Origin of the sequence: Candidatus Nanosynbacter sp. TM7-076 (genome assembly GCF_022828325.1) — a bacterium.
Taxonomy (GTDB): domain Bacteria; phylum Patescibacteriota; class Saccharimonadia; order Saccharimonadales; family Saccharimonadaceae; genus Nanosynbacter.
Window position 1 is genome coordinate 171954 of sequence record NZ_JAJQJS010000002.1, and the last position, 24001, is coordinate 195954.

General features: G+C 43.2%; 25 protein-coding genes and 2 tRNA genes. 15 read left to right on the plus strand and 12 right to left on the minus strand.

Going from position 1 to position 24001, the window contains the following annotated elements; all coding sequences use genetic code 11:
• Positions 1–12 precede the first annotated feature (12 nt).
• A complete protein-coding gene (murB, locus tag LRM47_RS01545) occupies positions 13–1035 on the minus strand; it encodes a UDP-N-acetylmuramate dehydrogenase (protein WP_243822553.1) in 1023 nt (340 codons plus the stop codon).
• A gap of 54 nt (positions 1036–1089) precedes the next feature.
• Here murB and LRM47_RS01550 point away from each other — a divergent pair.
• Positions 1090–1166 (plus strand) — tRNA-Arg (locus tag LRM47_RS01550).
• Between the two features lie 67 nt (positions 1167–1233).
• Here LRM47_RS01550 and LRM47_RS01555 read toward each other — a convergent pair.
• Positions 1234–3684 carry an AAA family ATPase gene (locus LRM47_RS01555; protein WP_243822554.1) on the minus strand — a complete coding sequence of 817 codons (2451 nt, stop codon included), beginning with the start codon at positions 3682–3684 and terminating at the stop codon, positions 1234–1236.
• Positions 3675–4055, minus strand: a complete 381-nt coding sequence (locus LRM47_RS01560; protein WP_243822555.1) for a hypothetical protein — start codon at positions 4053–4055, stop codon at positions 3675–3677. The genes LRM47_RS01555 and LRM47_RS01560 overlap by 10 nt, the downstream gene beginning before the upstream one ends.
• Before the next feature lie 44 nt (positions 4056–4099).
• On the opposite strand from LRM47_RS01560, the gene LRM47_RS01565 reads away from it, so the two are divergent.
• From LRM47_RS01565 to LRM47_RS01575, 3 genes are read left to right on the plus strand one after another with little or no spacing between them, the layout of a single operon-like run.
• Positions 4100–5362: a Mur ligase family protein gene (locus LRM47_RS01565; RefSeq protein WP_243822556.1), complete on the plus strand. Its 1263-nt coding sequence runs from the start codon at positions 4100–4102 to the stop codon at positions 5360–5362.
• The gene (locus LRM47_RS01570; protein WP_243822557.1) at positions 5362–6084 is read left to right on the plus strand and encodes a type 1 glutamine amidotransferase; all 723 of its coding nucleotides are present in this window, start codon (positions 5362–5364) and stop codon (positions 6082–6084) included. Before LRM47_RS01565 ends, LRM47_RS01570 begins: the two co-directional genes overlap by 1 nt.
• A gap of 3 nt (positions 6085–6087) precedes the next feature.
• The gene (locus LRM47_RS01575; protein WP_243822558.1) at positions 6088–7599 is read left to right on the plus strand and encodes a glycosyltransferase family 39 protein; all 1512 of its coding nucleotides are present in this window, start codon (positions 6088–6090) and stop codon (positions 7597–7599) included.
• Positions 7600–7642: 43 nt separating this feature from the next.
• On the opposite strand, the gene LRM47_RS01580 is transcribed toward LRM47_RS01575, so the two are convergent.
• Positions 7643–7719 (minus strand) — tRNA-Pro (locus LRM47_RS01580).
• Positions 7720–7861: 142 nt separating this feature from the next.
• On the opposite strand from LRM47_RS01580, the gene LRM47_RS01585 reads away from it, so the two are divergent.
• From LRM47_RS01585 to LRM47_RS01600, 4 genes are all read left to right on the plus strand, one after another.
• Positions 7862–8536, plus strand: coding sequence for an NUDIX hydrolase (locus LRM47_RS01585; RefSeq protein ID WP_243822559.1), 675 nt, complete (start codon positions 7862–7864; stop codon positions 8534–8536).
• Between the two features lie 122 nt (positions 8537–8658).
• Positions 8659–9273, plus strand: coding sequence for an isochorismatase family protein (locus LRM47_RS01590; RefSeq protein WP_243822560.1), 615 nt, complete (start codon positions 8659–8661; stop codon positions 9271–9273).
• On the plus strand, positions 9274–10515 hold the full coding sequence (gene pncB, locus LRM47_RS01595; RefSeq protein WP_243822561.1) for a nicotinate phosphoribosyltransferase: 1242 nt from the start codon (positions 9274–9276) through the stop codon (positions 10513–10515). It abuts the gene before it with no gap.
• 6 nt (positions 10516–10521) lie between these two features.
• The gene (locus tag LRM47_RS01600; RefSeq protein WP_243822562.1) at positions 10522–11853 is read left to right on the plus strand and encodes an NUDIX domain-containing protein; all 1332 of its coding nucleotides are present in this window, start codon (positions 10522–10524) and stop codon (positions 11851–11853) included.
• On the opposite strand, the gene LRM47_RS01605 is transcribed toward LRM47_RS01600, so the two are convergent.
• The 5 genes from LRM47_RS01605 to tsaE all read right to left on the minus strand — a co-directional run bounded on the left by LRM47_RS01605 (position 11850) and on the right by tsaE (position 15485).
• Positions 11850–12485, minus strand: coding sequence for a 2,3-bisphosphoglycerate-dependent phosphoglycerate mutase (locus LRM47_RS01605; protein ID WP_243822563.1), 636 nt, complete (start codon positions 12483–12485; stop codon positions 11850–11852). The two genes, LRM47_RS01600 and LRM47_RS01605, sit on opposite strands and share 4 nt — an antisense overlap.
• Positions 12485–13012: an NUDIX domain-containing protein gene (locus tag LRM47_RS01610; protein WP_243822564.1), complete on the minus strand. Its 528-nt coding sequence runs from the start codon at positions 13010–13012 to the stop codon at positions 12485–12487. The genes LRM47_RS01605 and LRM47_RS01610 overlap by 1 nt, the downstream gene beginning before the upstream one ends.
• Positions 13012–14502: a ribonuclease Y gene (gene rny / locus LRM47_RS01615; protein ID WP_243822565.1), complete on the minus strand. Its 1491-nt coding sequence runs from the start codon at positions 14500–14502 to the stop codon at positions 13012–13014. Before rny ends, LRM47_RS01610 begins: the two co-directional genes overlap by 1 nt.
• Positions 14503–14655: 153 nt before the next feature.
• On the minus strand, positions 14656–15030 hold the full coding sequence (tsaB, locus tag LRM47_RS01620) for a tRNA (adenosine(37)-N6)-threonylcarbamoyltransferase complex dimerization subunit type 1 TsaB (protein ID WP_243822566.1): 375 nt from the start codon (positions 15028–15030) through the stop codon (positions 14656–14658).
• A complete protein-coding gene (gene tsaE / locus LRM47_RS01625) occupies positions 15027–15485 on the minus strand; it encodes a tRNA (adenosine(37)-N6)-threonylcarbamoyltransferase complex ATPase subunit type 1 TsaE (RefSeq protein WP_243822567.1) in 459 nt (152 codons plus the stop codon). The genes tsaB and tsaE overlap by 4 nt, the downstream gene beginning before the upstream one ends.
• A gap of 60 nt (positions 15486–15545) precedes the next feature.
• Between tsaE and LRM47_RS01630 the strand changes: the two genes are divergently transcribed.
• The 7 genes from LRM47_RS01630 to LRM47_RS01660 all read left to right on the plus strand — a co-directional run bounded on the left by LRM47_RS01630 (position 15546) and on the right by LRM47_RS01660 (position 21716).
• A complete protein-coding gene (locus LRM47_RS01630; protein WP_243822568.1) occupies positions 15546–17324 on the plus strand; it encodes a GspE/PulE family protein in 1779 nt (592 codons plus the stop codon).
• 4 nt (positions 17325–17328) lie between these two features.
• Entirely contained in the window at positions 17329–18555 is a 1227-nt protein-coding gene (locus LRM47_RS01635) for a type II secretion system F family protein (RefSeq protein WP_243822569.1), read from the plus strand.
• 57 nt (positions 18556–18612) lie between these two features.
• Positions 18613–19665 carry a type IV pilus assembly protein PilM gene (gene pilM, locus LRM47_RS01640; RefSeq protein WP_320412890.1) on the plus strand — a complete coding sequence of 351 codons (1053 nt, stop codon included), beginning with the start codon at positions 18613–18615 and terminating at the stop codon, positions 19663–19665.
• Positions 19658–20233, plus strand: coding sequence for a PilN domain-containing protein (locus tag LRM47_RS01645; protein ID WP_243822571.1), 576 nt, complete (start codon positions 19658–19660; stop codon positions 20231–20233). The genes pilM and LRM47_RS01645 overlap by 8 nt, the downstream gene beginning before the upstream one ends.
• Before the next feature lie 68 nt (positions 20234–20301).
• Positions 20302–20823: a hypothetical protein gene (locus LRM47_RS01650; RefSeq protein WP_243822572.1), complete on the plus strand. Its 522-nt coding sequence runs from the start codon at positions 20302–20304 to the stop codon at positions 20821–20823.
• 68 nt (positions 20824–20891) lie between these two features.
• Positions 20892–21104 (plus strand): hypothetical protein, encoded by a 213-nt coding sequence (locus tag LRM47_RS01655; RefSeq protein WP_243822573.1) that lies wholly within the window; start codon positions 20892–20894, stop codon positions 21102–21104.
• A gap of 24 nt (positions 21105–21128) precedes the next feature.
• On the plus strand, positions 21129–21716 hold the full coding sequence (locus tag LRM47_RS01660) for a PRC-barrel domain-containing protein (protein ID WP_243822574.1): 588 nt from the start codon (positions 21129–21131) through the stop codon (positions 21714–21716).
• On the opposite strand, the gene LRM47_RS01665 is transcribed toward LRM47_RS01660, so the two are convergent.
• Genes LRM47_RS01665 through recA form a run of 3 tightly spaced genes read right to left on the minus strand, consistent with a single transcriptional unit; the run spans position 21713 to position 23989 of the window.
• Complete coding sequence (locus LRM47_RS01665) at positions 21713–22366, minus strand: regulatory protein RecX (protein ID WP_243822575.1); 654 nt, start codon at positions 22364–22366, stop codon at positions 21713–21715. The genes LRM47_RS01660 and LRM47_RS01665 overlap by 4 nt on opposite strands.
• 43 nt (positions 22367–22409) lie before the next feature.
• Entirely contained in the window at positions 22410–22934 is a 525-nt protein-coding gene (locus LRM47_RS01670; RefSeq protein WP_243822576.1) for a 2'-5' RNA ligase family protein, read from the minus strand.
• A complete protein-coding gene (gene recA / locus LRM47_RS01675) occupies positions 22934–23989 on the minus strand; it encodes a recombinase RecA (protein ID WP_275973395.1) in 1056 nt (351 codons plus the stop codon). The genes LRM47_RS01670 and recA overlap by 1 nt, the downstream gene beginning before the upstream one ends.
• Positions 23990–24001: the final 12 nt, after the last annotated feature.

A 24001-nucleotide genomic window follows, 5' to 3' on the forward strand; every position in this document is an offset into this window, starting at 1 on the left:
ATATGCTTATTGTCAGGAAAGTTCCAACGGCTCTTGCTCAATTTTTATACCGAACTTGTCAAAGACAATTTGCACAATTTCCTCACGAATCGCCGCCAAGTCATCATATCCCGTTGCCGAATCATTCACAAGCACCAACGCGTTCTTCTCATAAACCCGCATGCCATGACTGCGATAACCCCTTAAGCCAGCCTTATCTATCAACCAACCTGTCGGTATTTTATATCTTCCGTCAGACATTGCATAATTTGGAATGTCGCTATATTCTTTTTGCAATTCTTCCAATTTCCATTTTTCAACCAGCGCATTTTTGAAGAAAGAACCTGCACTTGGCAACTCCGCTGGGTCTGGCAATTTTTCCGAACGAATATTAAGAACTGCCACACGAATCACTGACAAATTGACCTCACGAATGTCATTCTCGTCAATATATCTCTGTAAAGAAGCATAATATGGCGGTTTCGGCTCTGCTTTATTTAATCGCAAAGTAATATTCAGAATGCAATATCGCCCTTTTTCCTTGTCGCGAAAAATGCTATTTCGATAAGAAAAGTCACATTCATCAGCAGAAATAGTTACAATTGTGTCGGTTCTTGAATCGTAAGCTTCCAGACTAATCAACGTGTCGGCGATTTCCTGTCCATATGCTCCAACGTTCTGGACCGGCGCAGCTCCAGCCGTTCCGGGAATTCCCGACATAGCCTCAATCCCTTGAAGCCCGAGCCCAATAGACTTCTCAACAACCTCGTCCCAGACTTCGCCCGCACCAATTTTTACATCAGTTGTTTCGTCAGTTTCAGAGATAACCTCAAAACCTTTGATCTTATTCAACAGTACGATTCCTTCAAAAACCTCGTCATGCGTAATCACATTGCTGCCACCGCCCAACACAAAAATCGGCAAATTTTCCTTTCGGGCATTACGATATAGCGACACAACATCACCAGCAGAATCCGCCGTCGCCATATAGCGAGTCTCACCTCCCAATTTCATAGTTGTGTATTGTTTCAGTGATATATTAGTCATAACGTCCATGCATATAGTATATCATTTTACTCGGCCGTCATCTATGATATAATAACTTCATACGCACCCGTAGCTCAGCGGATTAGAGTACTTGGCTTCGAACCAAGGGGTCGCAAGTTCGAATCTTGCCGGGTGTACCAAAATAGCTCGTCATTATGACGGGTTTTTATTTATGATGATCATAAAAACACTAGTCGAGCGACTGAGCTAGCTATTCAATGGCGGATTCTGAATTCCCGGCGGCATTTGCGCAGATTGCGAACCTAAAATTTGGCGAATTTGATCAGCGGTGATAATTGTAGTTGAGCCAGGTGCGACAGTTCCCGCCAGCATTTGCTTGGCGACGGTATTCTCGACAGCTCGCTGGACAACGCGGCGCATCGGACGAGCTCCCAATCTTGGATCATAGCCAGCCTCGACCAACAATTTCTTACCTTCTTCCTCGACCGCAACTTGAATTTTTTGCGGCGCCAAAGTCTTATTAACTCCTGCCAAAATCAAATTGACAACCTGCAGCAACTCATCTTTTCCTAGCGGACGGAATAGAACAATTTCATCAAAACGGTTCAAGAATTCTGGACGGAATAAATTGGCATTAATCAACTCGTTAATAAATGTCTGCTCGAATTGTTCCAATTGATAGCCCCGCTCAATATATTCACGAATTCTATCCGCGCCAGCATTTGACGTCGCAATTACAATCGTATCGCGAAAACTAATTTCTCGGTTATTTTCATCGCGAAGTATTCCTTCATCCAAAAGCTGCAAAAGCGTCGTCAAAACCTGCGGATGGGCCTTTTCAATTTCATCCAAAAGCACGACAGAGAACGGACGCTTCTGAACTTGAGCGGTCAAACTTCCTGGATCTCTCGCGCCATCCGCAATTAACCTAGCCACGTCATCTGGTCTAACAAATTCGTTCAAATCCAAGCGAATCATATTGCCTTCGCCGCCAAAATAAACATCCGCCAAAGCTTTAGAAAGCTCCGTTTTACCAACACCAGTCGGACCAAGAAACAGGAACGCGCCAATCGGTCGATTCTGATTTCTAACACCTGTGCGCGCGCGGCGAATAGCATCAGAAACAACTGTCACGGCTCGCGTTTGATTGATCATTCGCTGATGAATTAATGACTCCAAGTTTAACAATTTTTCCTTTTCGTCACTCAAAGATGCTACCGAAATTTTTATACCAAGAGTTTTTTCGATCGCATCGTCCACAGATTGCGCAGTCACTAGCCCGCCGCTGGCGTAACTTGCCGCCGCTTCCAAAATTTTCAACGCCTTACCTGGCATCACCAAATCTTGAACATAACGATCACCAACACGATATGCCTCCGCCAGCGCCTGATACATATATGTCACTTTGTGCTGTGCCTCAAATAAAACCAATTGATCGCGCATAATTTTCATAGTTTCAGGTTCGTTTGACGGCTGAATTGCAATTGTATTCAAAGCGTGAGCAAGCTGTGGCTTAGTCTGAGAAATTTGCAAAAATCGCTGATCGTCCATCGTTAAAATCATCCTAAGTCTACCCGCCTCCAGAATTGGCAATAACACATTACTCAAGTCAACCGAACCAACGCCTTCTTCGAAGAATAATTGCGCATTGTCCAAGCATAAAATCACGTTTTTCGACAAGAAAGCTTCGTTCAAAATCATCGTGACTAGATTTTCCAATTCCCCGCGACCCGACGCCACACTAATCAACGACGACGCGTCAAGCATAAAAACTTGCTGATACATCAGAGAACCAGGAACGCCTCGATGTCCGTCAATCAGCATTTCCGCAAACGCCGACACGACAGTACTTTTTCCTGCACCATCAGCTCCAACTAGCGTAATATTCTGCCGCCCGCCAGAACTAAACGTTTTAAGCATCTGTCCCAACGCTTCCTCGTGTGCAGCCAACTTAGTTGTAAACGCGCCGCCAGATACACTGACGCTAACATTCTGAGCAAATCGACTCAGCAGTGACGTATAACCAAAAGACCAATCCCTAGCAATTCCGCCCGTATTTAGCGGCTTCTCTTTATATTGATCAATCAGCGCCTTTATTCGCTCGTACCATCGAATAGCCTCCTCGATATCATGAAAATCGATCTTCATATTCGCCAGCAAAGAATCGTGCTGTGGCAATTGCTTTACTATCGCCGCCGCCAAAACCGCGCTAGTAATCTTCGGACTTTCCGTGCTCTGCCAGATTTCAATCGCCGCCTTCCAAATCAGCTCCGTTCGATTCGGATCGTCGACGGAAATATTACGCAAGAAATTCGGCGTCAATCCCAGTCGCACTGCCAAAAATTGCCCGGCTCGCGTACCTGTAATCGCCTCAGCAATATCAATCGGCGTCGGTCTGCGCGGCAATTTGCCCAAAACGTCTGCCGCCATCACATCGTCAATTGTCTTAGGATTTTTACTAATCTCCGCCGTCTTAAGATCTTTTTCCCACCAAATCGACACCATAATCATTGGACCGCTCAGACCAAATAGCAGCCAGCCAATCGCCCCGTGTTCAATCAACGACCACAGACCAAGTAGCACCATCATAATGCCGACAGCTATCGCCACGATATGCCAAGCATTGCCGAACCTTACAGAGAATCGTGCCTTCTGAGCTCGTAAACTATCGTAATTAAATCTCGGCTCTATTTCCATACAGAAACTCCCATTTGCCATAAAATAATTCCGATAAACGGCATCAGCGGCAGCGCCAGCCACATAATAATTCCTACAATCATCCACAAAAATCGTAGCAATATCATCAATATCCCAATAATTATCACCATAGAGCGCACCACCGCACCAATTGCTCGCGAGAACATTTTGTCAAAAAACGCAGATAGTTGCACGGATAAGTCGCCGCCAACTGGAGCGGCTGAAATCTGGCGAAACGGATTGAATAAGGTTTTCAAAAGTAGCCCGACTGAGAAAAAATCTGCGGTTCGTAAAACACCCAGAAAACTTTGTCGGATATATTGCAACAAGCCATTGCCATACCACCACTGAAAGATACCCACCAAAAACATATTGATATTGTAGCACATCGGCCCGGCAGAGTATAATAGACAATATGGCAAGACAGATGATTAGTACTATTATTGGCAAAAGCGTCAAGAAAGTCGCTAAATTACGCGGTGGCGGTTCAGCCTTGCCGGGTTTGGTGATTGAAAAAATTGACCCAAAATTTATTCAGAGAACGTTGGCAGATTTGCCGCAAGGCGTGGTGATTATCAGCGGAACGAATGGAAAAACGACGACGACAAAAATTGTCGTAGAACTGTTGGAATCGGTCGGGTTAAAAGTCTTCACGAATCGCACTGGTAGCAATTTTTCCCGAGGCGTGGCAGCAGCGCTACTTGATGAGGTTAATATTCGCGGCAAGCTGGACGCTGACATTGCGGTTCTGGAACTAGACGAGGCTTGGGCGGTCAAGTTTGTGCAAATTGTTCGTCCGCGCTTTTCCCTGCTTCTGAATGTTATGCGCGATCAATTGGACAGATTTGGAGAAATTGACAATACAGCCGCATTGCTTCAAAAAATAGCTGAAGCCACCAGCGACACTGTCGTTCTCAATCGTGACGATCCACGGATTTTTAAGATTAGCGAACATATTCAGGCTAAAAAAGTTTTCTTCGGCACAACCAGCGAATTGCTTCAATTGATGCCGACAGACGACACTCTAAAATACGGAACCGCAACCGCAAATCAAAGCGTAGCCGCTGATGTTTTATTGAAAAAGATTAACGCTCAACAGGCGACTTTTCAAATTGACAATAAAGAAATTGACGTATATCTACAACTCACTGGAGTTTACAATCTTCTCAATGCGGCGGCGGCGGTTGCCCTGGCTCGACAAATCGCGGGACCGGAAATTACCGCTACGATTTTATCTGCGCTGGAAAACATAAAGCCGGCGTTTGGTCGTGGCGAAACGATTTATCTAAACGGCACGCCGATTGAGCTTATTTTGGTGAAAAATCCGAGCGGCTTTCGGTTGGCACTTCTGTCGTTCGCCAAAAATAATAGTGCTACGATGATCGCCGTTAATGACAATTACGCCGACGGACGAGATGTAAGTTGGTTCTGGGACGTCGATTTTTCGCTATTAAAAAACGTAGCAATGATCAGCGGTGCGCGTGCTTACGATATGGCTTTGCGACTTCAATATGACGACATTCCAATTGGGAAAATTGACACCAATATTTCGAAAGCCCTGGAAGATTTCATTAATACTAATCCCGATGAGCCAAAACAGATTTTTTGTAGCTACACAGCCATGACAGCAATTCGTCGCTTGCTGAGCGAAAAAACCGACGTGGAGGAAATATCATAATGAAAATAACAATTGCACAACTTTATCCACGAGATATGAATCTTTATGGCGACTGGGGCAACACGCTAGTCATGAAAAAACGGCTAGAGCGACGCGGCTTCGAAATTGAGATTATCGACCACAATCCGGGCGATTCAACGGATTTTTCTAAAGTTGATATTTTTGTTGGTGGCGGCGGACAAGATTCTGGGCAGACGATTATCCAAAACGATCTTCTGGCACGAGCTGACGAACTACGACAATTAGCAAAAGACGGCGTGCCGATGTTGATGATTTGCGGAATGTACCAATTATTTGGTCGATTTTTCCGAACGCTCAAGGGCGAGGAAATTGTTGGCGCTAACATTCTGCCAATTGAAACGATTGCTGGCGACGAGCGGATGATTGGTAACATTGTCATTAAAAGTCAGGAATTTGGAGATATCGTTGGCTATGAAAATCACAGCGGACAAACTTTCTTAGATAAGACCGCCAAACCTCTTGGGCAAGTTATTAAAGGCGCCGGCAACAATATGACCGACGCAAACGAAGGTGTTCGCTACAACAACATCATTGCCACTTATCTCCACGGTCCGATTCTACCTAAAAACCCGCAAATTGCAGACTTTCTTATTGGCGAGGCGCTAGAGCGACGCGGCGTAAGTTCAGACTCGGGATTGGGAAAAATTGACGATACTTTAGCGAATAAAGCGAGAGAGATAGCGTTAAAATTATCCAGATAATTCATGAAAAAAATCCGTATATATCTTAAAAAGCTATATGCATTTTTTCATCAAATGCCCGGCTGGGTTTGGCTAATTCCAATCTTAATCTTAGCCATCAACGTTCGACTTACCTATTTAACAAAAGCCGACATTTGGCATGACGAAGGATATACGGCGGCCATCATTCAGCAGCCAATCAGAGAAATTATCGCCATTACGACCACGGACGTCCACCCGCCGCTTTATTACGTTATTATGCACGTTTGGCAATTGATTTTCGGCAATTCCGTAGCTTCGCTCAGAGGATTTAGCGTTACGTGTGGAGTTCTGACGATTGCTCTATTATTTCTATTACTCCAAAAACTTTTTTCTAAAAGAATCGCCGTATTTGGAAGTTTTTTAGCAGCGCTAGGACCGTTCTTAATTCGCTATAGCGACGAAGCCCGAATGTATGCACTGGCGGCACTTTTGGCCGTAGCAATGACATACGCATTTGTCGTGGCAGTCGAGCACAAAAATAAGAAGTTTTGGTGGGCGCTATATGGAATTTTAGTAGCGCTCGGTCTTTATACACAATATTTTCTAGCATTAATACTACCCGCGCATTTCGTATATATTTGGCTAAAACTTGGCGGAAATCACACTGCCATAAAAAATATATTTAAGGATAAAAACGTTTGGCTGGCCGCAGGAACATGCTTTTTACTATTCCTTCCCTGGTTACCAGTTATGATCTCCCAAACCAGCCGAGTAAGTGGCGGCTTCTGGATCCCCGAAGTCACCAAATTCACCATCCCGACAACACTATCGATGTTCTTAACTTATGACGACAGAATTGTCTGCTATTTTGGGTTGCTACTGCTGCCAATTATAATCGCAATTTCATTCATCCTAGCCAAAAAATGCCCAAAATACCAAGCAGCAATTTGGATTTTAACAATTTGGCTGCTGCTGCCGATGATCATCGTTTACATACTCAGCCAGGGTCGACCAGTTTACTTAGATCGATATTTCACTTATTCAGCGCCGGCGTTTTACGGCTTGACCGCAGTATTCATCGGGCTTATTTTTTCTAATAAAAAACGGTGGTCTATTGGAATATCTATCATTCTGACGTTGTTTATCGGTCATTACATGTGGCATATCGGCGGTAAAAACATTGTAGAATCGTCTTGGAATAACACCAACACAGCCATGAACCATATAAATGGAAATATCCGGAGTAGTGATGCTATTATCTCTGGCGAGATCTACACTTATTTTCACACTTCCTATTACAACCGCACAAATAAAGAAATTATACTTCTGAAGCCGAAAGAAGAGCTGGGCTGGGTTGGCGAATGGGGATTAATTAAAAAATTGAATACTCCAGAAATTAGTTCTTTAGAGTCAGTAAAATCTCCAAGAATCTGGCTCATTCTTCGCGAAAAAACATATGACGAATATAAAAAACAAGTTCCACCCTATTGGCAATTAAAGCAAGAATTCCATGATGGCGACTTGATTATTGGATTATACGAAAATAAAAAATAACTGGTTAAATGCCAGTTATTTTAATACATTGAACGATTTCAATTGGTCGGGGTGAAAGGACTCGAACCTTCGACCTCACGGTCCCAAACCGCGCGCGCTAGCCAACTGCGCCACACCCCGAAGATATCTCTATCATTCGTTCTGATCTATCTTAACATATATCACTAAATAAGTACAGAATAAATTTGCAAACAAACTTTTATATCTCATGAAGCATAAAAATAACTTGGCAAGTAGCCTACTTCAGGATAAGATATATTGTATGAATTACACAAAACCGTATACACCTCCAACGCTAACCGTGGACGCAGTAATTTTTCAAGTAAACAACATTACCCTGGAAGTGTTACTATTAAAACGACCAAACGAACCTTTTAAAGGAGAATGGGCCCTCCCTGGAGGGTATAACGCCAAGGGCGAGACAACTACAGACGCGCTCGAACGCGTAATTTTCCAAAAGACAGGCGTAAAAATCAAAGACGACCTACGATATATTGAACAGCTTTACACTTTCGATACGATTAATCGTGATCCACGAGGACATGCAGTGTCTGTAACCTACATGGGCTGTGGACGCAATATTACATACAATGAAGATTTAGAAGTGGCATTTTTTGATGTAAATAAATTGCCAAAACTGGCATACGACCACGCCAACATCATTAAATACGCCAAAGAACGCCTAATTGCCAAAATGACATACACCAATTCGGCATTTGCTTTTCTGGATCGAAGATTTACCTTAACACAACTGCAAACAGTTTACGAGATAGTTTTTGGTCGTGAATTTGACAAGCGTAATTTTCGAAAAAAATTCCTCAGCTTAAACTTAATTCATGAAACTAATGAGTTGTGGCGAGACGGCGCGCATCGTCCAGCAAAATTATATGAGTTCAATTCAAGTAAACTCGAGAATTTAGATCGTAGCTTAGACTAACCTCCCTGTAAAAATCTAGAAAATTTATATTTTTTATAAATTAGTGTTGACAATACAATAACTGGCTATTAGACTAGATAGTAAGTGTAAGCTATACATTAAGTAAGGAGGATCTTAACATTATGGAAAAGTCTAACTATATATTTGTCGGGGTTGACCCACAAAATGATTTTATCGATGGGAGTCTTGCCGTTGCCGAAGCAGAGCAAATCATCAAACCTATCAACTCCATTGCCGACGAGATACGAAAACACGACGGCACGGTTGTATTCACCCGAGACTGGCACCCCGAAAAAACACCGCATTTTGACAAATGGCCAGTTCACTGCGTAGCCAACACCAGAGGAGCTGATTTTCACGAAGACCTAAATATTCAGCCTAGTGATATTATCATCAATAAAGGCGTCGGTCAGACAGACGGATATTCTGGATGGGAGGGTAAAAGCGAAACAAACAAAACGTTAGAATCTATCATAACGCCAAAAACACCCCATGAAAAAGTTAAAATATTTCTCGGCGGGTTAGCAACAGATTTTTGTGTAAAATCTACCGCCCTAGATATCGCCGAACATTTCAAAGATGACAGGCGTGTTACTACATACCTACTTATAGACGCCATCCGTGCTGTAGGATTAACCCCAACAGCCGAAGAAGAAGCATTATCCGCAATGAAGGAGGCTGGAATATTAGCAATATCAACCGAAGAAGCAAAGAAGATAATTCAGGAGGCAATTTAAATGGAGAAGAGTTCAAAAATATCACAAGGATTAGATTACTACAAAGCAACTATGGGGATGAACGAGTTCTTTAAACATCCTGAAGCGGAAGTTACTTTCACACTGAAAAATCGCTCCCCTAATTTACTGTCAGAGTTTGTAACTCCAGATGAATTGCAAAACAGCCTAAACAATCTAGCTGAAGGATGGCAGCCCAGTGAGATTGCCTACTTAGCCGGACTACAAAGCCAAGACGGCAAAGCGACATTTTCTCAAGAATACCTTGATTTCCTAATAAGTAACCCCTTGCCTCCGGTCAATATCGAATATGATAAACGCGGCGATCTAGCGGTTGAGGCTACGGGAAAATGGCCCCTAGTTACATTCTGGGAAACCGTTATCATGAGCGAGATAAATGAAATATATTTTCGTAACAAACTCGCACGTGAAGGTTACTCTTTGGAAGAAGTGTATGCCGAAGGAGATCGCCGGTTAGACGAAAAGATCAAATTATTAAAAAGCCGCCCAGACATTAAGTTTTCCGATTTCGGCACAAGACGACGCTTTAGCTTTAATTGGCATAGGCACGTAATTGAACGAGTTGCAAATGAACTCCCTGATAATTTTGTCGGAACTTCAAATATATACTTGGCGCATAAACTAGGATTAAAACCAATTGGAACTTTTGCGCACGAAATGCCAATGGTCTACGCTGCACTGGCAGATAAAGCCGGAAACAACCCACTAAGTGGTCACAATCAGGCACTAAGAGACTGGCAAAGCACATACGGCAACGAGCTATCAATTGCCCTAACAGATACATTTACAACCGACTTCTTCTTTGCCGACTTTACGCCCGAACAAATGACTTCGTGGAAAGGATTACGCCACGATTCCGGCGACCCAATAGAATTTGGAAATAAGGCTATTGAAATTTACAAAAAGAACGGAATTGATCCTTTGGAGAAAACTATCGTCTTTAGTGACGGACTTGATGTGGGCGAAATTATTAGGATAGCTGATTACTTTAAGGGAAAGATAAATGTAACATTTGGCTGGGGTACAACTTTGACTAACGACCTTGGAATTACACCAAATAACTTTGTTATGAAAGCTACAGAGGTTGATGGGGTATCTACGGTCAAATTGAGCGACACCCCTGGCAAACATACAGGTTCAGGTGATAAAATTAGAGAGTATAGTGAACGTGTAAAAGCAGCTCTGGCGGAAAATGCACTGAATAATACTCTAATTACTGTATGAAAAACAATGCCAATATCTATAAATCGTAAATTATGGTATAACGGTCCAAATTACACTGCAGACAGCGTAATAATCAGCCCAATCGCACAAAAAATTCTTTTGATAAAACGATCTAGCGGTGAATGGGCGTTACCTGGAGGATTCATCAATTCCAAAGAAGATTCCTTTACCGCAGCAATTCGCGAAACAAAAGAAGAAACTGGAACAATAATTAGCGACAGTCCAATATTAATATACAAAGGGCTGGTTAATGATCCACGCAACAGCCAGACGTCATGGATCGAAACCAGTGCGTACTTGTTCATAGTCAACGAACTATCAGAGGTGTCAGGACGAGACGATGCTATCGACGCAGCCTGGCTACCCCTCAATAATTTGCCTAAATTATACGCATCGCATGATGAAATAGTAGCTAGGGCTATTGATTATTTGTCTTGTCGGTCGCTAGTTAAGATAGCAGAGTTTTCCGAAAATGATCGCAATATTAACGGCGGTCATATGCAATACGACAAAATTATCGCCACAAAAAATGGTCATTCGGTATTTATTAAACAAACATCGACTAAATATGGCGACGTAAAACGAAATAGACTGCGCCAATATCTGAGAAAAGAAGCGTTCACAATATCCTATCTGCGATGCCATGGATATAGTGGAATTCCATCCAGATCAATACTGCGAGACGATGACACTTTCATCATGGAGACAATGACGCCCAACGAAGGTTGGCTATGGCGAGCAAAGAGCGAAACGCTAGACGCTTATATCAAATCAGCGAAGGAAAAATTTGACGAGTTGGAAAATATACCATTGCCGCCTGATACTTTTGACATCGAATCGTCACGCGATAGTTTTATTAAAGAAGGATGGGGCTCGTTAGACGAGCAGAAAATAGCTAAATTGAGAGAGTTGTCATTAGGATTCTTGGACAGATTAACGCCCCATAGCCAAAATATAGCTAAGAAATTATTAGCAGACTTACCCACCTTACTAAATGCTGGAGGTCGACATAGCGATATAAAAAAATTAGTTTTTTGTCATCATGACATTCGACAATCAAATATGGCTTGGCACCCCAAACGCGGCACTAAGTTGATCGACTGGAGTTGGTCTGGACCTGGAAAATCCGGTAGCGACATCACTAGCCTACTAATCGACCTACATAAAAGCGGTCATAATATTTCAAACTATTACAAAGAAATAAATTTAGATCATTGTCTAACCTTAATGGGTTTCTGGCTAAACCATGCAACGTGGCCATATCGCGGCGACGACACTCTTAGATTTCAACAATTTTTATCGGCGTTAAGTGCATACGAAATATATACAACTATTTAAGCATTCACAGCCTCAATCTCAACCGACAGTACTTCTTTTTTGATTGGCAAAGATTGACCGGGCTCGAACGTATAAACCAATAATTGACCGAATGACATCTCTACATTCGCCATCTCAGCCTCTGGAACTTGATCAAGATGTTTAATTAAGGCCCGAATAGAATTGCCGTGAGCCACCAATAAAATATTCTCTCCATTCTGCAATTTCGGCAAAATCTCTTGCTCGAAATATGGAACAACTCGTGCATAAACATCTTTCAAAGTTTCGCCGCCCGGCACTGGATAATCCCAACCGCGCCGAATGCCATTAAAAGCCTCTTCGCCAATCTCCGCTTTAACTTCCCATTTATTTTTTCCAGTTAAATCACCATAATCACGCTCGTTTAACTCAGTTGCATGCGTTGTTGGTAGATTTTCGACTCCGCACCCTTCGAGTAGCGCCGCCAAAGTTTGTTGTGTACGTTTTAATGACGAAGTGTAAGCCTCATTAAATGACAGACCTTTCAATAAAGCGCCCAATCGCACGGTGTCATTATGACCCTTTTCCGTCAAATTAACATCTGTCCAGCCAGTCCACTTACCGAGCAGATTCCACTCGCTCTCACCGTGCCGACTAATAACTAATATTCCCATTATTTCCCTCCAATCATCGGCGCAAAAAATTCTACAACTTCTTTTTTCACGCCGTCATTATCAATAATTTTCGTATTTACGTAACCGAATTTATCAATTGCCCAAAATCTGATTGCCCAGAGCAGCGACATGTCTTCAAAATCAACCTCATTTTTGGCAATAAATTTACTAGCCACAATTTCCGATTCCTGCAATTTTATCTCAGAAAAGGCATCGTTTTCTAACTTCGTAAAAAACACAAATTGATGTGTCAAAAACTCATCAGAATGACGCGAAGCAACCATTGCAAGCTTCAAATCCTTAGGATCGACTTGAATGTCAACTTCTTCTTTCACCTCGCGCACCGCCGCTTCCAGCGGAGATTCTCCAGTGTCAACAATGCCGCCGGGCAGCGACCAATGGTCTTTATAACCAGCCTTGACGATCAATAGTTCGCCCTGCTCATTTTCAATTAGCACCGCCGCACTAGAAAAACGCCTATCCAAACTTGCCAGCCAAGCCCGTCGCTCTTCATCTGTAAATTTCATTATTTAGCAAACTCAATTGCTCGCGTTTCGCGAATCACGTTAACCTTAATCGTGCCAGGATATTGCATTGTCGACTCAATTTTCGTCGCAATATCTCGCGCCAATTTAATCGCCGACAAATCATCAATCGTCTGAGGTTTCACAATCACACGAACTTCACGGCCGGCAGAAATCGCGTAAGCCTTATCAATTCCCTCAAAGCTGGTAGCGACATTTTCCAAATCGCGCATTCGCTCCGCAAAATTCTCAGCAGAAACGTTACGCGCACCTGGACGCGCAGCCGAAGCCGCGTCGCAAACTCGAACAATAATCGCTTCCGGTGTCGTTGCCTCGATATCATCGTGGTGTGCTTCGATCGCGTGGACAATTCTCTCGTCCATACCATATTTACGAGCCAATTCCGCACCAATGTGATGATGTTTGCCCTCAATTTTATGCGACACAGCCTTACCAACGTCATGAAGAAGTGTAGCAATTTTCGTAATGCGCACGTCCGCACCAATTTCCTCAGCAATCATCCCCGCAATTTGCGCCATCTCAGTCGAATGCTTCAAAACGTTCTGCCCAAAGCTGGTACGAAACTTCAGCTCACCAAGCAGCAACAACATTTCCTTCGGAATTCCAACTACGCCAGTTTCACGCATAGCATCTTCACCAGCTTGTCGAACTTCTTTTTCAATCTGTTTTTTAGCCTTAGCGACCACTTCTTCAATGCGCGCAGGATGAATACGACCATCCTTCATCAGCATCTCAAGACTCAAGCGAGCGACTTGTCGGCGAACAGGATCAAAACTCGACAAAATAATCATACCAGGCGTATCGTCAACTAAAATATCGACGCCAGTTTCGCGCTGCAGCGCCTGAATATTACGCCCCTCCTTACCAATAATTCGACCTTTCATCTCGTCATCGGTCAGTTTGACAGCAGTCACCGTGCGCTCGGCAGTCACCTCACTACTCATTCGCTCCATCGCAGTCACCAAAATCATTTGTGCCCGCTCTTCAGCGTCATCCATTGCATCATGTTGTAGTTTCGACACCAAACCGACCAAGTCTTGCTTAATGTCGCGCTCAGTCATCTGCATTAACTTATCAGCAGCGTCTTTTTTCTTCAATCCAGCGATTTTTTCCAATTTCTCTTGCTGTCTGGAGCGGATGTCGCGAATTTCATTTTTAAGATTATCAACTTCATCCTCATGCGCGCGCAATTTTTCTGCTCGTCGATCAAGCTCTTCCAGCTTATTGTCCAGGGTCTTCTCGCGATCCGCCAAACGATTTTCGGTCTTTTGCCACTCCTTGCGACGTTCATTTTCAATCTTAAGCGCCTCGTCCTTAGCCTTAAGGACGATATCGCTCGCCTTAGTTTTCGCATCTGCCAGATCTCGCTCAATCTGATTTTTACCGTTAATTTGGCGAGTTCGCTGATATCCAACAAGACCAGCAGCACCCGCGCCAGCTCCAATAGCCGCGGCAATAATTACTTCTATCATTATCATTCCTTTCCGATCAGCCGCCCCTGAGTGTTCGTCTCAAGGAAAAATATCAACAGCCAATCAACTTCAAACTATCTAATCCGGCGAATCAAAAATCACAAACCGCCGTAATTTAATTATACACGGTTTTGACGGTTTGGGCGATAAAAATTATTTTCGCGGCGCAGTGATATTCGCAGCAGCACCGTACTCTGGCATAACAATTTTTTCATTCTCGCCAGAACGTAATTTATCCAAAGCCAAATCACGCCAATTGTCACCCATCGCGCCAACAATAGGAATATTCAAGCTGTCCGCCAAAGTATTCACAACCGTCAAACCAATTCTTAGCCCCGTAAAACTTCCTGGTCCTTTCATCACGCCAATGCCGCTTATCAGATGCAAATCGCCAGTTTTTTCTTCCAAAAATTTCAACAAATTCCGCGCCAACGTTCGCCCAGCTTCCCATTCAAAATCCTGACGATTTTCTCCATTGACTATTGTCAAAAAACATGTTGATGTTGAAGTATCCAATAAAATTATCACGCCATATTCTCCTTTATTTTTCCCAAAAGTTCATCAGATTTTTTGCCGCCAGGATAAAATTCCACAAGCCGCCCTTCTTCGCTAATCGCAGTAATTTTTATCACCAACCGATCACTCGGTAATGCATCATCGACAGCGCCAGCCCATTCAACTACAACCACCGAATTAGAAGCCGCCACTTCGCGAATCTCCTCGCTCATAATTCCAGCATTTCCCAATCTATAAAAATCGTAATGCGCCAAACTCAAACCGCGAGGCGAATCGTACACACGCGAAATCGTGAAAGTTGGACTCTGAACTGGCTCGTTGATCTCTAAAGCTTGCGCAATTCCCTTCGTCAACGTGGTTTTCCCTGCGCCAATATCACCAACCAATTCCAAAACTTCTCCACCAGAAACAGCCCGACCAATTGCCGCGCCCAATTCTCGCATTTTCTCTTCACTAGAAATATTCACTCTTTTATTATACTATGCTAGCTTTTTTTTGGCGATGATAGTACAATAACCATAAGAGTTATGCGTGTTTCAGACCAGACAATTGAGAGTATTCTGAAACAAGGTGGGGTTGTTGATGAGCCGCAGCTTGCTGATTTGAAATTGATCGCTGAACGGTCGAAGCAAACATTGCAAGAGACCGCTATTGAACAAAAAGTCATTTCTGAGGAAGATTTGACAAAGTTGATCGGCGATTATATCGGTGTGCCTTTCGTGCGAATTGAGCCAAAGGATATTCCCGAAGATGTATTGAAACGAATTCCTGAACATATCGCGCGCCAGTATAATGTTGTGCTTTTTGAAAAAAACGAGGACGATAGTTTGTCGCTTGCGATGGAAGACCCAGACGACGTGCAGGCGTTGAACTTTATTCAGAAAGAAATTGGCTACAACACTAAGGTTTTCCTAGCAACAAAAAGCAATATTTTGGACTGTTTGGAAAATTATCGCGGCAATATTAACGCCGAGCTTGATGAGGTTATCGCAGTCCAAAAAGACGCTTCCGCCGAAGACCAAAACGTTAGTCAAGATGATTTTGCGGAAAATTCACCAATTGCCCAAACTGTTAATTTACTACTGGAATATGCCATAAAATCCAACGCTTCCGACATTCACATTGAACCGCGCGAAGATTACGTTCAGGTTCGTTATCGAATTGACGGTGTTTTGAAAGAAGTTAACAAATTGCCACGAAACGTTCACGGCGCTTTAGTGAGCCGCATTAAAATTCTTTCCAATCTGAAAATTGACGAACGCCGCGTACCACAAGACGGCCGATTTAAGATAAAAGTTTCAGGAAAACAATACGCGCTTCGCGTTTCGACATTGCCGATCGCTGACGGCGAAAAAGTGGTTATGCGTATTCTGGATGAGTCCAACCAGGCTGTTAAACTGGATCAGCTTGGCTATTGGGGTCTGTCGCTCGCAACCGTAAAAGACGCAATGGCTCAGCCGAACGGAATGATCCTGGTGACTGGACCGACTGGATCGGGAAAGTCAACCAGTTTGTTTAGCGTCTTGTCTGAACTCAATACTCCAGATGTCAATATTTCCACAATTGAAGACCCGGTAGAATATAAAATTCCAGGAGTCAATCAAACCCAAACCAACGCCAAAGCTGGAATGACCTTCGCATCAGGGCTAAGGGCGCTACTTCGCCAAGACCCAAACATCATCATGGTCGGAGAAATTCGCGACGGAGAAACCGCAAACCTTGGTGTTCAAGCGGCGCTGACCGGACACTTGGTGTTCTCTACCCTGCACACCAACAACGCTGCAACGTGTTTGCCACGTCTGCTGGATATGGGAATTGAGCCATTCTTGATCGCTTCAACCGTAAAGGCGGTGATTGGACAACGACTAGTTAGGCGCCTGTGCATGAATTGCCGCCAAGAATACACTCCAAACGAAGAAGAAATAAAGTATATCACCGAGATGTTTAAGATAAACACCGAGTCGATTAAAAAAATTCACAATCTCGAAGAACAGGCTTTTGAGGATAAAATTGGCGGCGACACGCCCATGGGATCAACCGATTCAGGAATTGAACGATTATGGAGGCCGAACCCAGAAGGCTGTGATGAATGTGGACATAATGGATTCAAGGGGCGTGTTGGCATTTACGAGGTTCTTGGCATTTCCATCCCTATCCAAAAAATGATTACCGCCAACGCCACCAGCAACGATATTCAAGATCAAGCGATTTCCGAAGGCATGGTGACGATGCAGATGGACGGACTTATTAAATCACTGCGCGGGATCACCACCGTGGACGAAGTTTTGAGGGCAACAAGGGAGTAACATTATGCCAATTTTTGAATATTTGCTTGTCAATAAAAAGAAAGAGACTGTCTCTTCAACAATTGAAGCAGCCGACAAACTGTCTGCTATTAACAATCTAAGGTCACGCGGACAATTGATAAAAATTGAAGAAAAAGGCGCAAAAAAAGAGCTTAGTTTTTCTTTCGGCAAGAAAAAGAAAGGTGCCAAAACTGAAGAATTGGTGATGTTTACTCGCCAATTAAGCGCCATGGTTTCAGCTGGCGTTCCTATTCTTCGTTCCCTTAACTCTATGGCAAAACACGCCGAAAGCGCCAATTTCCGAGACACGATCAACGCCGTGATTAAAGACATTGAAGGTGGTATGTCTTTTGCGGACGCCCTGAGCAAACATCCAGAGACCTTCAATGATATTTATGTAAACATGGTTGCTGCGGGTGAGACTGGAGGTATTTTGGACGATATTTTAAAGCGCCTGGCTCTACAGCAAGAGAAGAATTCATCCATGAAGAAAAAAATTAAAGGCGCCATGACATACCCGATCGTACTTTTAATCATTACAATTATCGCCTTCTTCATCTTGATGATCTTCATTATTCCAGTCATAGGTAAAACTATTAAAGACATGGGCGGACCCGACGCCAAATTGCCACTTCTTACTGAGATTATGCTCGGAATTAGCGATTTTGTGGTGTCATTTTGGTATATAATCATTCCAATATTTGTCGGAAGCATTTGGCTATTGATTCGCTACATTAAAACCCCAAAAGGTCGCGTAAAATTTCACAATATCATCATCAAGGTTCCAGCTGTCGGTCCAATTGTTAAGAAGGTGGCAATCGCCCGCTTTACTCGAACCTTCTCCGCTCTTATCGGCGCGGGCGTGGCCGTGCTTGAAGCGCTGGACGTAACTTCGCGTGCCGTCGGAAATGTCGCCTACGAAAAATCCCTAAAAGAAGCCACCAGGCGAGTCCAAAACGGTGAAGTCTTGTCAAAAATTATCGCAGAGCAGGACGATTTATATCCGCCAATCGTAGCACAGATGTTGTCTGTTGGTGAAGAAACTGGACAAACAGACAAGGTTCTGGTTAAAGTTGCCGACTTTTACGAGGAAGAAGTTGACACCGCGATTGACGGCGTTAGCTCTATTATCGAGCCAGTGATGATCGTTGCTATGGGTGTCGTTATTGCCCTGGTGGCGGTTAGTGTTATGGGCCCAATTACAAGTATGGCGGGTCAAGTTAAGGAATAATAGTTTTTCAAAAAAGCTTATGTTATAATACCGATATATAGGTGGGAAAATAATAACGTGTCGAGCATATTTTATAGAAAAAAACCAATTATCGGCCTAGATATCAGCCGAACAAGCATAAAAGTAATGTCGATTGATAGAAATCGGATGCTGGTTCATGGATATGGATCGATTAACCTCGATTCTCAAAAAAGCGACGGAAATTCTGCAGACAACACTGAATATTTGGCGCAGAATATCAAAACATTATTGAAGAAAAATGTCGTAGGACAAATTAACAGCAATCGCGTAGCGCTGGGCATACCGACCAACCGAACATTCTCACGGACATTTAGCCTGCCCGTGAAAGAGGAGAGTAATATTCGCAGTGCGGTAAATTTGGAAGCCGAACAATACATTCCAGCGCCATTAGATTCTCTTTATCTAGACTATCGAATCATCAATCGCACGAAAGATGAACTTAGCGTGCTAATGTGTGCTGCACCGAAGAAAATGATCGACAGCATGCTAGATGCCGCCAAGCAATGCGGTTTAGAAGTGGCGATAATTGAACCCAACATCAGCGCAATCGCTAGACTTCTGAAGCGCACAGAAGAAGGAATGCTTCCTACTGTTATTGTCGACATAGGCACGTCAACTACAGATATCGCAATTCTAGATTCTGATATACGCGTGACGGGCGGCTTAAATGTTGGTGGCTATTCACTCACCTTAAATTTAGCTAAAAAAATGAATGTACCGATTGAGACAGCTCATCAATTTAAGGTATTAAACGGATTAAACCCCGGCCCAAGGCAAGCCAGAATCGCAGGAGCCTTGCAACCAAGCCTAGAAAAAATGACCAACGAAGTTAAGCGCGTTATGCGATATTACACAGACCGCTTCCCTGATGAGAAAAAAATCGAGCAAATTCTCATAGTCGGCGGCGGTGGTAACCTTCCAGGAATTGGTGATTTTTTCACAAACGAGCTATTAATGCCAGCGCGCGTGGCAAGCCCGTGGCAAATGCTCAATTTCGATGGACTAGAGCAGCCAGCAAAACAGCTTCGCTCCCAGCTATCACCAGTTGCGGGACTAGCCTTAATCAAGCAGGAGGATATTTATGATTAACCTTCTCCCTCCTCAAGAAAAAAAGCAAATCAGCGCCGGGCGAGTAAACGTCATCTTAAGACGATACTGCATCATATCATTGATATTTGCAGGTTTGCTATTCTTAACTATTGGCGGATTTTATCTATTCTTAGAAAATAGCCGCACCTCAGCTCAAGCTAACATCGACGAAGGAAATGCTAAGCTTGCTCAATACCAATCGACGCAAAAAGAAGTTAGCGAGTTTAAGAAAGATCTCGACTCAGCTAAGGCGATCATTAGCAACGAAGCTCATTACTCTACAATTATTCCAAAAATTGCACAGTACATTCCATCAGGTATGGTTTTGGATTCTCTGGCGCTAGACACTTCAGCGTTAGATAAACCATTGTCATTAACAGCTCTTGGGAAAAATAGGGATGACGCCATCCGAATAAAAACCAGCTTAGAAAAGTCAGAAATATTTAGTGACGTTCACTTGGAGACTGTTGTTTATAGCGATGGAAACCAATCGTCGGACAAGCCTGCAGATTATCCAATCACTATAACAATTAGCGTTACACCAAAGCCAGAGGTCTTAAAGCAATGAAAAAAGTTCTAAATGCCAGTATCGCGCGAATTGTCCTATCGTTATTATTACTCATAATATTATCAGCAATGGTAGGACTAGTTATTTTCGCCTATTCATTCCTAAGTAAAACATCAGAAGAAGTCGGAAAAATGCAGACCGAAGCAACTGCAGTTGATGCAAAAATACAAAGTTTACTAGCATCAAAATCTCAGCTCGACCGCAATTCCGACACAGTTAAAAAAGCAAAAAATATCGTCTCAGAATCGAAACTTTATCAATATCAAAATCAGATTATTCAGGATTTAAATACCTACGCCGACCGCGCTGGCATTCCGATTAAAGCTTTCTCTTTCCAAAACGAACCAACAACTTCTACTAAGACAGCGAGATCTAGCAAGCGAACATCCGCCAGCCCCGCTGGAGTGAAAAGCACTTTCGTATCAATTCAATTGGGAGATCATATAGATTACACGAAATTCCTACATTTCCTTAGCCTTATTGAAAAAAATGTCACTCGAATGCAGCTTTCAGGCGTGTCAATTTCCAGAGGCGCAAATAATCATGAAATATCAATCCAATCACTTGAAGTAAAGGTTTATACACGATGAGTCCATCAATATCAGAACAGCTCGAGCCAATCGTAAAATCACTATCCAAATTCCTGTGGCGATTTCATGTGATAATATATAGTGTTGTCGTAATCGGAGGCGTAGCGATCGCGATATTTCTTTTGAGCGGACTTTTAGCAGTTCCTACCGAAGAACCACAAACCGCATCAATAAGCTTTGATAAAAAAACCATGCAAATTATTAAAGACTTCCGACCGTCAACTTCAGCAAGCGACTCGTTTAGCCTGCCAGCTGGTCGCTCCAATCCGTTTGCCGAATAGAACGTAACCGTTTATAATATAGTCATGCTTATATCCGCAGATCGCTTCCTTAATATTCCCGTCATGAGTCTTCAGACGGGATCCGAACTGGCGCGAACATCGCGGGAAATTATCAATCCGAGGAATCTGTCTATAATCGCATATGAGCTCGAGGGGCGACTTTTGGACCAACACCCTAGTTTACTTCGCATTGACGACGTCAGAGAAATCGGGCCGCTCGGTATGATTATCGATTCAACCGACGAGATTATCGGCATTGATGATGTAATTACTATAAAAGAAATTTATGACATCAATTTTACATTAAAAGACAAGTTGGTTATTGATGAAAAAAATAAGAAAATCGGAAAAGTTATCGGATATACGTTGGCGGCTGGGAATTTTATTATACAACAACTCCGAATTCGACGACCGTTCTTGAAAAGTTTTGGCGACACAGAGCTACTTATTCATCGTTCTCAGATTATAAGAGTAACCGACGATAAAATTGTTGTAAAATCAGCAACTATCTCGCACATAGCCGAAAAAACACCTATTCCGCAGATAAATTCATACGAAAATCCATTCCGCAAGCAGCCTCGTCCGCAACCAGAATCTACAAAAGTCGATTAATCATTTGGGTTTTCAAGAGCCTTCTTAATATCGTCGTAAGAAAAACCCTGCCTAGCCAAATATTGCATTAACTTCTGCTGATCGCTATATCGATAACGTTTTTTAGCAATAACCTTCCGCAATTCCTCGTCATCAGAGCGAATATTCTCTTTAACTAACGACTCAATCGTTGTATTATCAATTCCCTTTTGCGCCAGTTCCAATTTCAAACGACGAATACTAGCACCTTTTTTCATGAACCGCTGCTCAAACCAAAATCGGGCAAATTTTTCATCATCCAAATATTTTTTCTCAATAAGACGATCCAAAACGCGCTCAGCAATCTCCGGCTTTATTCCAGGGCGTTCAATAATTTTTCCAGTTTTCGCTGAACGTCGACGAGTCGCTAGCGTTTTCCGACGTAGATAATCGCGCACTTCTTTGATAGCTCGCGGACGCATTAAGCAGTACTCTATAGACCTAGCATACAACTTGCCAAACTGGCTATCGTCTTCTAGTTTCGAAATTTCCTCTTCCGTATATTCGCGACCAATCTTAATACCCAGCTCGCCGACCTGAAATACGTCCAAGCTAAAACAATATTTCCCGTCAACGCTTACATTGACACGATTTTTATCACGAGCCTGAAGAGAAATATCGGTGATTTTCATAAAACTATTATAGCGCTAAAACTATATGCTAACTACTGGTGGACTATTCGACCACCTCAACCACTTTGCCATGCATGCCGTTATAACAAGCAGCAGCACGCGGCTTAATAATAACCGGCAGTTGGCGCGGAATGACGCTCATATCGACATCACCAAGCGTACCAGCCTCGACGCACCCAATCGTAATGTGTGGACGGAATCCATCGATATCCAACCCCGGATGAATATCATCCAGCATTTCAAGCAACTTCCGACGCACTTCAACCATCCAGGAGGTTTTCTGTACACGCAATTCAACCCAAACACAGTTACCAGCTTCATCTGGCAAGAAGTTAACACCGTCAAGCACCAGTTTATCTAGGGACGGCAACGCAGCGGCAGCTAACTTGAGACGCGGTATATCCTGCTCAGTTACATTGATCAGCGTTGCGTGCGGAATAAACTCACCGAAATCAAGATTCATTTTTTCCGATAATTCTCGAAGGTAAGCGGTCTGCTCATCATCAAAGACCAGACTGACTGACGCCACATGTTTTTCGACTGGATATGCAGTATCTGCTGCGCGCATTAGTTTTCTGCTTCTTTTACCTTGTCGCGTACCTTCTGATCAATTTCCGCCAGGACTTCAGGATTTTCCTTCAAGTAAGTCTTCGTTTTATCGCGCCCCTGACCAATCGTTTCGCCGTTATATTTATAAAACGCACCCGACTTTTCAACTATACCGTGCGTTGCCGCCAAATCCAGAATATCGCCAGTTTTACTAATTCCCTCGTTGTACATAATGTCAAATTCAGCCACGCGGAACGGCGGTGCAATCTTATTCTTCACAACCTTAATTTTTGTGCGGTTACCAATAATATCATCGCCAACTTTGATCTGACCAATTCGACGAATGTCAATTCGCTGCGACGCGTAAAATTTCAACGCATTACCACCGGTTGTCGTTTCAGGATTGCCAAACATCACGCCAATTTTCATACGAATCTGATTGATAAAGATCACCGTAGCTTTTGACTTATTAATAATTCCCGTCAATTTACGTAGAGCCTGACTCATCAATCGAGCCTGAAGACCCATATGAGAATCGCCCATATCGCCATCAATTTCAGCCTGTGGCGTCAAGGCAGCCACCGAGTCGACTATCACCAAATCCACCGCATTCGAACGAACCAACGTCTCCGTAATTTCCAATGCTTGCTCGCCGTTATCTGGCTGAGAAACCAACAAATTTTCCGTGTCCACGCCCAGACGCTTAGCATATGCTGGATCGAGAGCGTGCTCAGCATCAATAAACGCCGCCGTTCCGCCCTGCTTCTGAATTTCTGCAATAGCGTGAAGCGTCAATGTTGTCTTACCTGAGCTTTCTGGACCATAAATTTCTATGATACGACCTTTTGGATATCCGCCACCGAGCGCCAAATCCAAACTCAAAGCACCAGAAGGAATTACTTCAACATCGACTTTATGAGCCTCGCCCAATTTCATAATTGATCCGTCGCCAAATTGCTTGGTGATTTGATCCATCGCTAGACCAAGCGCCTTAAGTTTGCCTTCATCAACTTTTTTATCCGATGCCTGACTTGACTTTTCTGGATTTACTGTTTTACTGTCTGATTTTGCCATAGCATTCCCTCC